Origin of the sequence: Tropicimonas sp. IMCC34011 (assembly GCF_003390865.1) — a bacterium.
Taxonomy (GTDB): domain Bacteria; phylum Pseudomonadota; class Alphaproteobacteria; order Rhodobacterales; family Rhodobacteraceae; genus Tropicimonas_B.
Window position 1 is genome coordinate 189,694 of record NZ_QMEJ01000006.1, and the last position, 11,908, is coordinate 201,601.

11 protein-coding genes are annotated in these 11,908 nt (G+C 66.7%); 4 read left to right on the forward strand and 7 right to left on the reverse strand.

Annotation, left to right across the window (positions count from 1 at the left end):
• Window positions 1-24 precede the first annotated feature (24 nt).
• The 3 genes from DQG15_RS17515 to DQG15_RS17525 are packed head-to-tail and all read right to left on the reverse strand — an operon-like array spanning window position 25 to window position 4,305.
• The gene (locus DQG15_RS17515) at window positions 25-2,700 is read right to left on the reverse strand and encodes a family 78 glycoside hydrolase catalytic domain (RefSeq protein ID WP_198665187.1); all 2,676 of its coding nucleotides are present in this window, start codon (window positions 2,698-2,700) and stop codon (window positions 25-27) included.
• 13 nt (window positions 2,701-2,713) lie between these two features.
• The gene (locus DQG15_RS17520; protein ID WP_116087587.1) at window positions 2,714-3,403 is read right to left on the reverse strand and encodes a GntR family transcriptional regulator; all 690 of its coding nucleotides are present in this window, start codon (window positions 3,401-3,403) and stop codon (window positions 2,714-2,716) included.
• The gene (locus tag DQG15_RS17525) at window positions 3,400-4,305 is read right to left on the reverse strand and encodes a dihydrodipicolinate synthase family protein (RefSeq protein WP_116087722.1); all 906 of its coding nucleotides are present in this window, start codon (window positions 4,303-4,305) and stop codon (window positions 3,400-3,402) included. The genes DQG15_RS17520 and DQG15_RS17525 overlap by 4 nt, the downstream gene beginning before the upstream one ends.
• A 165-nt stretch (window positions 4,306-4,470) precedes the next feature.
• On the opposite strand from DQG15_RS17525, the gene DQG15_RS17530 reads away from it, so the two are divergent.
• The 3 genes from DQG15_RS17530 to DQG15_RS17540 are packed head-to-tail and all read left to right on the forward strand — an operon-like array spanning window position 4,471 to window position 7,311.
• Window positions 4,471-5,472, forward strand: coding sequence for a sialic acid TRAP transporter substrate-binding protein SiaP (locus DQG15_RS17530; RefSeq protein WP_116087589.1), 1,002 nt, complete (start codon window positions 4,471-4,473; stop codon window positions 5,470-5,472).
• Window positions 5,473-5,475: 3 nt separating this feature from the next.
• A complete protein-coding gene (locus DQG15_RS17535; protein ID WP_116087591.1) occupies window positions 5,476-5,991 on the forward strand; it encodes a TRAP transporter small permease in 516 nt (171 codons plus the stop codon).
• A 15-nt stretch (window positions 5,992-6,006) separates the two neighbouring features.
• Window positions 6,007-7,311 carry a TRAP transporter large permease gene (locus DQG15_RS17540; RefSeq protein WP_116087593.1) on the forward strand — a complete coding sequence of 435 codons (1,305 nt, stop codon included), beginning with the start codon at window positions 6,007-6,009 and terminating at the stop codon, window positions 7,309-7,311.
• A 157-nt stretch (window positions 7,312-7,468) separates the two neighbouring features.
• On the opposite strand, the gene DQG15_RS17545 is transcribed toward DQG15_RS17540, so the two are convergent.
• Genes DQG15_RS17545 through DQG15_RS17560 form a run of 4 tightly spaced genes read right to left on the reverse strand, consistent with a single transcriptional unit; the run spans window position 7,469 to window position 10,777 of the window.
• Window positions 7,469-7,948, reverse strand: coding sequence for a MarR family winged helix-turn-helix transcriptional regulator (locus tag DQG15_RS17545; protein WP_116087595.1), 480 nt, complete (start codon window positions 7,946-7,948; stop codon window positions 7,469-7,471).
• Complete coding sequence (locus tag DQG15_RS17550) at window positions 7,949-9,235, reverse strand: TRAP transporter large permease (protein ID WP_116087597.1); 1,287 nt, start codon at window positions 9,233-9,235, stop codon at window positions 7,949-7,951.
• 1 nt (window position 9,236) lies between these two features.
• Window positions 9,237-9,755, reverse strand: a complete 519-nt coding sequence (locus DQG15_RS17555; protein WP_116087599.1) for a TRAP transporter small permease — start codon at window positions 9,753-9,755, stop codon at window positions 9,237-9,239.
• A complete protein-coding gene (locus tag DQG15_RS17560; RefSeq protein ID WP_116087601.1) occupies window positions 9,752-10,777 on the reverse strand; it encodes a TRAP transporter substrate-binding protein in 1,026 nt (341 codons plus the stop codon). The genes DQG15_RS17555 and DQG15_RS17560 overlap by 4 nt, the downstream gene beginning before the upstream one ends.
• A gap of 171 nt (window positions 10,778-10,948) precedes the next feature.
• Here DQG15_RS17560 and DQG15_RS17565 point away from each other — a divergent pair, with 171 nt between their 5' ends.
• Entirely contained in the window at window positions 10,949-11,905 is a 957-nt protein-coding gene (locus DQG15_RS17565) for a PDR/VanB family oxidoreductase (protein ID WP_116087603.1), read from the forward strand.
• The last annotated feature ends 3 nt before the right edge of the window (window positions 11,906-11,908 follow it).

The following is an 11,908-nucleotide window of genomic DNA, read 5'->3' on the forward strand; positions in this document are numbered from 1 at the left end:
GCGGGGCCGGCCCCTTGCTCCGCGTTAGTCTTGGTCCGCTTTGTAACCGAACTCGATCACATGCGCGCCGGGGCCGAGAGGGGCGGACTGCAGGGGTGCTCCTGCCAAGGTCGGATCCGTTGCGGTGCGGGGCAGGGTGATCGCGGCCGTCGCCCCCGGCGGTATCGAAACGGTCCACCGCCCCGTCGCACCGTCGATCTGCCAGGCGCTTTCGATCCTGCCGGAGGGCGCGTCGTAGCGGGCGGCGAGATGGCCGATGCGCTCGTCGAAGATCGGGCGCATCCGGATGGACGCGAACCCCGGCGCCGCCTCATCCCAGTCGATGCCGGCGAGGCGGGACCAGATCCACTCCCCGACCGAGCCGAAGGAGTAGTGGTTGAACGAGTTCATGCTGGCGCTCTGGAAGCCGCGCTCGGGCGTCCAGCCATCCCAGCGTTCCCACGTCGTCGTGGCGCCGTGACGGATCGAGAAGCCCCAGGAGGGAAAGCTCTCCTTGAGGAGCAGATCCACCGCGCGGCGCTCCGAGAGCTCGTCCGCGACGACCGGGCAGACATGGCGCACGCCGAGAAAGCCGGTCTGCAGATGCCAGCCCGCCTCCTCTAAGAGCTGGCCGAGACGGGCGACGGCCGGGGACCGGTCCTCGAGGAGACCGAAGTCGAGCGCGAGGAGGTAGGCGGTCTGCGTGTCTCCCGAGAGGCGACCCTCGCTATCCGCGAAGGCGCCGCGAAACGACGCGCGAAGGCGGGCGGCGAGCAGGTGCCAGCGCGTTCTGTCGCGGCCGAGCACGCCCGCGATCTTTCCCATCAGATCCGCGATGTGGACCCAGTAGGCGCTCGCGACGAGGGCGGGATCGCTGCGCGGGCCGACATTCAGCCAGTCGCCGTAATTGTTGTTCACCCGGTTCAGGCGGACGCCATCCGGGTTGGCGGCCTCGATATAGTCCATCCACGCCACGAACGGCTCCCAGGCGCGGTGAAGAAGGTCCGTCCGGCCCGTTCTGAGATAGTCGTGCCACGCGATGATGATCGGCCCGTCCCCCCAGCCCGGCGCGCCCGGCTGCGGTGTCAGGCGATAGGGATTGAGCGGCTTCGTCGGGGCGACATCCGGGAAGGCGCCTTCGGGGGACTGACCGTCGATCAAGTCCTCCAAGTACTTCGTCGCAAAAGCCGTCGTCTCCATGTTGAAGCCGGCGGTCCGCCAGAAGACCTGCGCATCCGCCGTCCAGCCATACCGCTCGTCCCGCTGCGGGCAATCGGTGGGAACGGCGATGAAGTTGTCCCGCTGACTCCAGAAGATGTTGGACAGAAGCTTGTTCAGAAGCGCGTTGCCGGTGTCGATCTCTCCAGTGCGGGGCATGTCCGTCTGCAGCGCGATGCCGGTGAGGGCAGGCTCTGCAAGAAGGGCGCCGCTCTCGACCGTGAGGCCGACATACTGGAAGCCGTGGAAGGTGAAGCGGGGGGTATAGACCTCCTCGCCGCCGCCCCTGGCGATGTAGACGTCCTCGGAGACCGCGTAGCGCAGGTTCTCGGTATAGAGCGCGCCGTCTTCCGTCAGGCGCTCGGCGTGGCGCAGGCGGATGCGGGTTCCGGGCTCCGCCGTGATCTTGAGTTCGCAATAGCCGGCGATGTTCTGGCCGAGGTCGTAGATGCGTTCGGACCCGCAAGGACCGAGTTCCCGCGCCCCAAGCCGTTCGACCTCGCGGATGGGCTGTGCGCGGGCGGCGTTCAGCTCGGGCGCGCGGGGTTCTGGATCACCGGTCTCGACGGGCTGCCAGTCCGCATCGTCGTATCCGGGAGCCGACCAGCCGGACATCTCTTTCCGGGCATCGAAGGCTTCGCCGGCGAGGAAGTCGCTGTAGAGGATGGGGCCGCGGGCGCAGGTCCAGCCGTCGTCGCTGCGCAGGACCTGACGTGTTCCGTCCGCGTAATGCAGGTGGATCTGGCAGAGAAAGGCGGGCCGACCGCCGTAATGGTTGCCTGCACGGCGCTGGTTGTGGCCGACCCGGCCGCTGTACCATCCCTCGCCGAGGATCGCGCCCAGGGCGTTCCCGCCCGCGCGCAGGTGCCCGGTCACGTCGTGGACCTGGTACTCGGCCCGCGTGTGGTAATCGGTCCAGCCGGGGGCGAGGACGTCGGAGCCGATGCGCGTGCCGTTGACGTAAAATTCGTAGAGGCCGAGCGCCGTCGTGTAGGCCGTGGCTCGGACCGGAGCGTTCGGAAGGTGCAGCTCGCGGCGCAGGTAATCGACGGGGCGGGCTTGGAAGCGGTTGTCGTACGCGTCATCCTGCGGCACCGGGCGGCCCGCGGCGGGGACGAAGGGACGGGCGATCCACTCGGCCTGCCAATCCTCCGCGAAGAGCCCGGTAAAGAGCTCGGCCGGATCGGGGATCGGGGCGGGGCGGCCCGCTTCGTCCCAAAGCTGCACGCTCCACCACAGATGCCTGTCCGAGGGCAGGGGCGGCCCGTCATAGGAGGCGCCGAGACCGGACATTTCGCGGCGTCCGCTGTCCCACAGATCGGCCCGGCCGGAGGCGACGGCGTCCCGGTCTTCGCCGATGAGGAGGCGACAGGCGCTCTGACCGAGGGCCTGTCCGCCGAGGGACCATGTGAAGCGGGGGCGGGCGCTGTTCAGGCCGAGCGTCGGGTTCAGATGCTCGCATCTGAGGCGGATCGCGCGGAGCGCGGACGGGGCGTCGGACATGGACCTACTGACGTCAGAGGTGAACGGCCCGGCTCCGGGCGCTCTGGATATGGCTCTCCATCGCGGCCATGGCGGCGGCCCGGTCGCGCGAGCCGATGGCGTCGATGATGGCCAGATGATCGGTGAAGGCATCCAGCATGTAGGCCGCGGAGAGGGCATGGCGGTAGAGCTTGATCAGCCGCATCCGCGTCGTGTTCATCTCGTAGGTGCGGATCAGCAGAGCGTTCCCCGTCGCATCCATGAGGGCGTCGTGGAACGCGGCGTCGATCTCCTCCGCCTCGGCGAGCGTTGCCTCCGTCGGGCATTCGCGCATCGCCACCATCATCGCCTCGTGGCTGGCGCGATGGGCGTCGAGCGCCTCCTGCGGCATGTCGTCGGCGGCCTGTGCGGCGGCTTCGCGCTCCAGCGCCATGCGAAGCTGGAAGGTCTCCCGGATCATCGTCAGGTCGATCGCCGGGATCAGGATGCCGCGCTGATTCAGGACCTTGATGAGCCCCTCGGATTCGAGACGCGGCAGAAGCTCCCGCAGCGTCCCGACCGAGAGGTCGAGATTCTCCGACAGCGCCTTCTGCGACACCATCTGACCGGGCTTGAGCTCGCCGGTCCTCAGGGCATCGAGAAAGCGCTGGTACCCCGCGGTGCGGACGCTGCTGGTGCCGGGCGGGCCGGCCTTGCCGCGCAGAGGGGCGGACGGTGAACTCATTCGACGGGTACTTCCTCCGGGGATGCGGTCAGGGCGCCGAGCAGGGATGCCAGCGTGTCCGCGGGTGTGGCTGCGAGGGGTGGTACCACCCGGGCGTAGGCATCGTCACCCTTCATGTGCGCGAGGACACTCTTGATGACCGTCAGGCCGCCATTGCCGTCGATCGCCTCGATGCGACGGGCGGCGAGGGTCCGGTCCGCGGCGTCGGGGGAGGGCGACGCGAGCTTGAGACCGGTTTCGGGGAAGAGGTTCGGCGTTCCGCCGATGAGGCCCGCGCCACCCTCGGCGATGACGTCCGGCAGGATCCGGTCATCACCGGTGAAGATGGAGAGATCTGGGAAACCCCGTACGATCGCAAGCGTGTTGTCCAGATCGCCCGTGGAATCCTTCAGGCCGGCCACGCGCCCGCCGAGGACGCCCTGGATCGCCGCCACGTGATCGGGGGTGAGGCCCACGCCGCTGAAGGCGGGAATGTTGTAGAGCACGATGTCGAGCGCGGGCGATCCCGCCCGCTCGATGACCGCCCGGTAGAAGTCGGCCACGGCCTCGACGCTCGCGGGAGCATAATAGAAGGGCGGCAGGACGAGGGCGGCTCGGCAGCCGAGCGCTGCGATGCCGGCGACCATCTTGGCGGCCTCGTCGATCGAGGAGGCGATGACGCCGGGCACGTGCCGGCGCATGTCATGGCCGGCATCGCGCAGCCCCGTCAGGGCGGCGAGCTTTTCCTCCGAGGAGAACGACGCGCCTTCGCCCGTGGTCCCGAAGAGAGTCACGAAGCTGCAACCGCCGTCCAGCATGGACGCGGCGTGGGATCCCAGTCGGGCCACGTCGATCCGGTAGTCTTCGGTCACCGGCGTGATGCAGGCAGCGATCACGCCCCGCAGGTCCGTCTGGTCAATCATCTCGGGGGCTCCCATGCCGTCGGCTCACTGGCTGATCAAGTGAGTGTATAACTGATACAATCACTCTTTACATCAATTCCCGGGTCTTGCAATGTCATCCTCGCTTTCAGACATGGCTCGCCGCATGGTCGGGTTGTGCTTCAGAAGACCCCAGGGAGGTTTTACATGATCAGGACTTTCGCCGCTGCCGCACTCGTCGGCACCACCGCTCTGACGGGCGCCGCCACCGCGCAGGACGCCATCGAGCTGAAGATTTCGGTGCCGAGCGTGCCGAGCGACATCCACACCCGCGCTCTCGGCGAGTTCAAGTCGAACCTCGAAGCCGCGATGCCCGGCGCGTTCGACGTGCAGATCTACGATTCGGGCTCGCTCTTCGGGCAGGGCGCCGACGTCGATGCCGTCGAGCGCGGCAATGCCGAGCTGACCTACCTGTCGTTCCAGCTCATCGCCGACCGGATGCCGCAATACGGTCTCTTCCCGTCGCCCTACCTGTTCCGGAGCCCCGAACACTACGCCGCGGTAATGGACAGCGAGATCGGCGAAGAGGTCCGCGCCACCGTCTCCGACGAGATGAACATGCAGCTGCTGTCCCAATGCTACCTCGGCACGCGCCAGCTCAACCTGCGCAACGCGCGGGACATCGAGACGCCGGAGGATCTGGCCGGCCTGAAGCTGCGGATGCCGAGCTCCGATGCATGGCTCTTCATGGGGCAGTCGCTCGGCGCCAACCCGACGCCGCTGCCGTTCGGCGAGGTCTATCTCGGCCTTCAGACCGGCACGATCGACGCGCAGGACAATCCGCTTCCGACCATCGAGGCCGCGAAGTTCTACGAGGTGACCGAGCAGATCACGATGACGGGTCACCTCGTCGACGCGATCAACCTCGTGATCTCCAACGAGGTGTGGAACGATCTCACCGAGGAACAGCAGGCCGCTGTCGAAGAGGCCGGCGATGCCGCCTGCGCGTGGAACAACGAGCAGCGTCTCAGCGAGGAAGAGCGTCTCGTCGGCTTCTTCGAGGATGAGGGTCTGACCATCACCGAGCCCGACGTGGACGCCTTCCGCACCCATGTCCAGCAGGTCTACATGGACAGCGACCGCTCCAACGACTGGCCCGAGGGCTGGGTCGAGCGGATCAACGAGCTGGCCCCCGGCTCCGAGGACTGATCGGTGACGGACGCGGCGACCAAGGACGGGCGCCGCGCCCTCCACGTCTGGGGGGCGCGGGCCAAGTTCTTCGCAGATGCGGTGGGGATCGTCCTGTTCCTCTCCGCCTTCTGCGGATTCATCATCCAGGTGTTCTATCGTTACGCGCTGAACAGTCCGCTCCTCTGGACGGAAGAGTTCGTGATGATCGCGTTCATCTGGACGGTGTTCTGGGCCGCCGCGTTCACCGTTCCGGTCCGCGAACACGTCTCCTTCGACGTGGTCTACGATGTCGTGTCCGAGCGGACGAAACGCATCTTCTCGATGATCTCGCTGGCCGCAGCCATCGCGGCCTTCGTGCTGCTCGTGCCCTACACGTGGGACTACCTGTCCTTCATGGCGCGGCGGGACAGTTCGGTTCTCCGGATCCCGATGAACCTCGTCTACGGCTGCTACATCCTCTTCCTCGTGGGCTTCACCATCCAGGCGGTGTACCGGCTCGCGCGGCTGTTCGGCCCGCACTGGCGCCACGAAATCTGATCCGGAGACCGCCCCATGGAGTTCCTGGCCGATAACGCCTTGCTCATCATGCTCGTCATCATGGTGGGCATCACGATCACGGGCCTGCCCTTCGGGCTGGCAATGATCGTCTCCAGCGTGTTCTACCTCGCCATGGCGGGCCGGGACGTCGGACTGGCCGCGGAGAACGTGCTCAACGGTGTCTTCGGCAATTTCGTCGCGCTTGCCGTGCCGCTCTTCATCTTCGCCGCGAACATCATGAACGCGGGCAAGATCTCGGACCGGCTCCTGAACTTCGCGCTCGCCATGGTCGGCCGCCTTCCGGGCGGTCTGGCCCAGGTCAACATCCTGACTTCCCTCATCTTTTCCGGCATGAGCGGCTCGGCGATCTCCGATGCCGCGGGCGTCGGCAAGATCATCACCGACATGATGATGAGGGAGAACCGCTATCCCCGCGGGTTCGCCGGCGCCATGACGGCGGCCTCGGCCGTGGTCGGCCCGATCTTCCCGCCGTCGATCCCGATGGTGTTCTACGCCCTCATCTCATCGACCTCCGTCGGCGCTCTCTTCCTCGGCGGCGTCGTTCCGGCGCTTCTCTTCTGCGTCATCCTCGGCGTGGCCGTCGCCATCATGGCCAAGGTGCGCGGTTTCCCCGTCGAGGCGCCGACCGCGCTCAAGGCGATCCCGCTGATCATCGTCCGGGCCTTCCCGGCGCTCCTGATGCCGGTGATCCTTCTCGGCGGCATCTACTCGGGCGCCTTCACGCCGACCGAGGCCGCGGCCGTCTCCGCCTTCTACGCCCTACTTCTTGCGTCCTTCGCCTACCGGGTGCTCGGGTTCCGCGAGCTGATGGGCGTGGTTCGGGACACGGTGCAGACGACCTGCGTCGTCACCATCGTCCTGTGCGGCGCGTTCATCTTCAACTATGTCGTCACCGTCGAGCAGGTGCCGCAGGCGGTCTTCTCGCTGTTCCAGTCCATCGAAATGGAGACCTGGCAGTTCCTGCTGCTGATGAATCTGCTGTACCTGCTGATGGGCTGCGTGCTCGACGTCTCGACCATCATGCTCGTCGTCACGCCGCTGTTCATCCCGACCGCCGCCGCGATGGGGATCGACCTGCATCACCTCGGCGTGGTTCTCGTCTTCAACATGATGATCGGCCTGATCACGCCACCCTACGGGATCCTGCTGTTCATCATCAAGGCGCTGAACGGGATTCCGCTCGGAGAGATGATCCGGGAGACGTGGTTCTTCATGGCGCTCCTGATCTTCATGCTGATGCTGCTGACATTCTTCCCGGCGCTGTCGCTCTGGCTGCCACGCGCGGCGGGGATGCTCTAAAGCTTCGGGTTTCGGAGCGGGGAGTTCCGCGCGGATCCCGGGGTGGGCGGGCCACCTGCCGACGCTCGCAGCGCACCCGCATCCCGCTGGGCGTCATCGCACGCCGTGCGGACGCGGACTGATCCCGCCGGGCCCTCCTCCTGTCCGGCGGTGCGCGTCAGTCTCTCGCCGTGAGCTTTGCGTGAACCTCCTTGAGGAGCTTGCGCAGTTCCTCTCCCTTGCCGGCGGGCAGGACGCTCAGCAGCTCGGCCTCGTGGTCGCGGGCGCGGGCGATCATGTCTTCGGCGAGGGCGCGTCCCTCGTCGGTCAGATAAATGCGGACGCGGCGGCGATCCTCGGGGTCGCTCCGCCGCTCGACGAGGCCGCGCGCGTCCATCTGCATGATGATGCGGGTCAGGCGGGACTGCTCCGCCAGCGCCAGCGGCGCGAGCCGCGTGACCATCTGGCCGTCCTCCTCGTGCAGGCAGGCGAGCACGCGCCATTCAGGCACGCGCAGCCCGTTTGCGCGGACGGTCGCATGGAATTCCTCGCTCGCCGACGCACTCGTGGAGGCGAGAAGGAACAGCAGGTAATTTGACAGAAAAGGCCGCTCGATGGCGGCCTCTTCGAGAGCGTCGGTCTGGTCTGGATGGTCCATCTACATCGAGTTCGGCACGAACAGCACAAGGGCGGGGACCGCAATGAGCAGCAGGAGCCGCAGGATGTCAACGAAGACGAAGGGCAGGACCCCCGCGAAGACCCGCTGGAGCGGGATGTCCGGCGCCACGATCCGCATGACGAAGACGTTCATCCCGATGGGCGGCGTGATGTAGCTCAGTTCCGTCGCCACGACGACGAAGATGCCGAACCAGATCAGGTCGAACCCCAGATCGGCCACGATCGGATAGAGGACCGGCACCGTCAGCAGGATCATCGACAGGCTTTCGAGAAGGCAGCCAAGCACGAGGAACAGCACGATCAGCATCAGGATGACGCCGATCCGCCCCACATCCATCCCCATGATCCAGCCCCTGAGGTCCGTCGTCAGGCCCGAGAGGTTCACGTAGTTCAGGAAGTAGAGCGCGCCGAACAGGATGAAGAACATGACGGCGGTGGTCTTGGCGGTATCGAAGAGGGTGGCGAGCGTGAGCTTCCACGTGAGCTGCCCGCGCAGGGCCGTGATCAGGATCGCGCCGCCGGCCCCCATGCCGGCCGCCTCCGTCGCCGTGAACACCCCCAGATAGATCCCGCCCAGAACCCAGACGAAGAGGATGAGCGCGCCGGCCACGCCGCGCGTCGCCTTCAGGCGGTCGGCGAAGGAGAGCTTCGGCATCGTCTCGATGGTCTCGCGGTGGATCAGGAGCGACAGGCGCACCGCGCCCATGTAGAACAGGATCCCGATCAGGCCGGGGATGAGCCCTGCGAGAAAGAGCTTGCCGATGTCCTGCTGCGTCAGGATCCCGTAGATCACGAGGATCACCGAGGGCGGGATCAGGATGCCGAGCGTGCCACCGGCGGCGACGGAGGCGGCGGCGAGCCGGTCCGAGTAGCCGTAGCGCCGCATCGCCGGCAGGCTGATCCGGCCCATCGTCGCCGTGGTGGCAAGCGACGAGCCGCAGACCGACGAGAAGCCGCCGCAGGCCACGATGGTCGCCATGGCAAGCCCGCCCTTGCGGTGCCTCAGCCAGGCATTCGCGGCGTCGTAGAGTTCCCCCGCGATCCCGGACTGCACCACGAAGTTGCCCATCAGAAGGAACAGCGGCACGACGGAGAGCGTGTAGCTCCGGCCGCTGTCGAAATAGACCTGCCCGAACATCGCAAGCGCGGGGTCGAGCCCGATGATGGAGATCACCCCGATCAGTCCGATGGCGGAGAGGGCGAAGGCGATGGGCACGCCCAGGAAGATGAGGCCCAGAAGGAGGACCAGTCCGATCGGCCAATCCATGTCAGATGTCCTCGGAGGTGCCCTTGGGCAGGCGCAGCAGGGTCATGGCGAGAAGGAGGAGCGCAGAGGCGGCGCACAGGACACTGGCGGCCTTGGCCACCGGGCCGAGCGGGAAGCGCAGGTAGATCGTCGTTTCGCCGTAGGAGGCAAGGCGGCTGCCATGCTCCCAGAGCTGCCAGGCCACGAGCGCGAGAATGACGGCACCGACGAGGCGGGCGGCGGCGGTCTGGATCGCGGCGGCCCGTCCCCCGAGATTGGCGGTGAAGAGGTCCACCGTGATGTGCCCGTCATCGAGGCAGATCGCGGGCAGTCCGGCGAAGACCACGGCCATCACGAGAAGCTCGGTCATCTCGGTCGCGCCCGGAAGGGGGCTCGAGAAGAAGTAGCGGCCGAGCACGTCGACGAGGGTCACGCCGGTCAGCGCCAGCAGCATCACCCCGGTCAGGACGGCGGTGATGCGGCGGAAGCTGGAGCGCAGGGCGCGCGCGCGGCGCCCTGCGTCAGGTTCGGACAGGCTCATTCGGCCGCGACCTTGGCGGTCTCGTTTTCGAGCATCTGCAGGGCGGCGTCGAAGTCCACGCCCTTGGCTTCGACCTTCTCGCGGACGGTGTCGTAGATCGCCTGCGCCTCGGCGCGGATCTCCTCCATCTCCTCGTCCGTGGCGTCGTGGAACTCCACACTGCCCTCGAGCGCCGCGAGCCCCTCTGCATCCACCGCATCCCAGGCCTGACCGGCCATCCGTGCCAGAGCCTCGCCCGACACGCTGTCGATGGCGGCCTGATTCTCCTCGGACAGGCTGTCCCACTTGCCTTCGTTCATCACGAAGAAGAACGACACGTTGTAAAGCCCACCGGGCACCCGGAAGCCCTTTTCGATGAGCGAGTCGAGGTTGAAGAACAGGATCGACTCGTAGGGGAAGAAGATGCTGTCCGCGACGCCGCCCGACAGGACCTCGTAGGTCTGCGGGGAGGGCGCCTGAAGCGGGACCATGCCCATCTCCGTCGCGAGCTGGTTGGTCACGGCGCCCGCGACACGGACCTTGGAGCCCTCCAGTTCAGACAGCGGGGTCACGTCGCCGCCGGTGGTGAACAGGTGGCCCGGCCCGTGCCCCCAGAGACCGAGAACCTTGACCCCGGCATGCTCGTTCTGCTCGGCCAGCATGGACTCGTGCAGCCGCCAGAGGCCGACGGACAGCGCCTCGGCGCTCGGCGTGAGGAACGGCAGTTCGGCGATGTCGGTGAGGGCGAACCGGCCCGGCGTGTAGCCGTGAACGCCGAAAGTGAGGTCCGACGCACCGGTTGCGGCGAGGTCGAAATGCGCGGGCGGGGGCCCGAGCGGGGCATCGAGGATCTGAACCGCAACGCGGCCGTCCGTCGCCTCCTCGACCTGCTCGGCCCAAGGCATCACGATGTCCTTCACGATGGCATGGGAAGCGGGCAGCCAGTTCGACAGGCGCAGCGTCGTTTCCTGCGCCGCAGCGCTTCCGGTGAGGGCCGCGAGCGCGATGGCGCCCAGGGTCAGGTGGCTCATGATTCGGTTCATTTTGTTCGCTCCCTGTTGCGATATTTTGCCCAAGCGTAAGCGACGGATTTCGGATCTGACAAGGAAAACATGTTTTTGCATCTTTTCATGCTTGAACCTTGACGGATCATTGCATGATATTTCATGCTTCCAGTCAGAAGTGCCCACGAAGCAGTCGCAACGGGAGGCGAAATGACGTCTATCGATCTGAAAGTGGAGAGCATCGACGCGCCGGCGGAGCGTATCCGCTCGGTTGTCCTCGTCTCTGCGGGCGGCGACGCGCTGCCCCCCTATGACGCCGGCGCGCACATGGAAATTCACCTGCCGGACGGCACGACGCGGTCCTACAGCCTGATCGACTTCGAGGGGGAATGCGCGGCACCGAAAAGCTATCGCTTCGGGGTTCGCCTCGAGGAGGAGAGCACCGGCGGCTCGTCCTACATGCATGGTCTCAGCGAGGGCGATACCGTCACCGCCGGCGCTCCGATGAACGACTTTCCGCTTGCGACGGACGATGCGCCGTCGCTGCTGATCGCGGGCGGTATCGGGATCACGCCGATGATCTCCATGGCCGCGGCGCTCAAGTCCGCCGGCCGCCCGTACCGCTTGCACTACGCCATGCGGGACCGGGGCGCCGCCGCCTTCACGGACCGGCTCGCAGAGCTCCACGGTGACCGCGTCTCCCTTCATTTCGACGACGAGGCCGGCGGGCCGCTGAATCTTTCCGGCCTCGTCGAGGGGGCCGAGGATGGCGCGCATCTCTACGTCTGCGGCCCGAAGCCCATGATCGAGGCCGCCCGCTCCGCCGCCGAAGCCGCCGGAATTCCGTCCGGGCGCATCCATTTCGAGCTGTTCGACGCGCCGGCGGATCAGGAGGGGGACACGGCCTTCGAGGTCGAGATCGCCTCCAGCGGCAAGGTCTACACCATTCCGCCCGGTCGCAGCATCATCGACGTGCTGGAGGAGGAGGGCGAGGACCTGATCTACGATTGCCAGCGCGGCGATTGCGGCATCTGCCAGACCGACGTTCTGGAGGGCGAGCCGGATCACCGGGACGTCGTTCTGTCGGAAGAGGAGCGCGCCGGGGGCAAGGTCATGCAGATCTGCGTGAGCCGCGCCAGGTCCGCCCGCCTGAAACTGGATCTTTGAGGA

Coding starts and splice junctions, on each gene's coding strand:
- DQG15_RS17525 (WP_116087722.1), bottom strand. CDS start 4,305: ATGATTGACCAGACGGACCTGCGGGGCGTGATCGCTGCCTGCATCACG.
- DQG15_RS17545 (WP_116087595.1), bottom strand. CDS start 7,948: ATGGACCATCCAGACCAGACCGACGCTCTCGAAGAGGCCGCCATCGAG.
- DQG15_RS17565 (WP_116087603.1), top strand. CDS start 10,949: ATGACGTCTATCGATCTGAAAGTGGAGAGCATCGACGCGCCGGCGGAG.
- DQG15_RS17550 (WP_116087597.1), bottom strand. CDS start 9,235: ATGGATTGGCCGATCGGACTGGTCCTCCTTCTGGGCCTCATCTTCCTG.
- DQG15_RS17515 (WP_198665187.1), bottom strand. CDS start 2,700: ATGTCCGACGCCCCGTCCGCGCTCCGCGCGATCCGCCTCAGATGCGAG.
- DQG15_RS17560 (WP_116087601.1), bottom strand. CDS start 10,777: ATGAACCGAATCATGAGCCACCTGACCCTGGGCGCCATCGCGCTCGCG.
- DQG15_RS17530 (WP_116087589.1), top strand. CDS start 4,471: ATGATCAGGACTTTCGCCGCTGCCGCACTCGTCGGCACCACCGCTCTG.
- DQG15_RS17555 (WP_116087599.1), bottom strand. CDS start 9,755: ATGAGCCTGTCCGAACCTGACGCAGGGCGCCGCGCGCGCGCCCTGCGC.
- DQG15_RS17540 (WP_116087593.1), top strand. CDS start 6,007: ATGGAGTTCCTGGCCGATAACGCCTTGCTCATCATGCTCGTCATCATG.
- DQG15_RS17520 (WP_116087587.1), bottom strand. CDS start 3,403: ATGAGTTCACCGTCCGCCCCTCTGCGCGGCAAGGCCGGCCCGCCCGGC.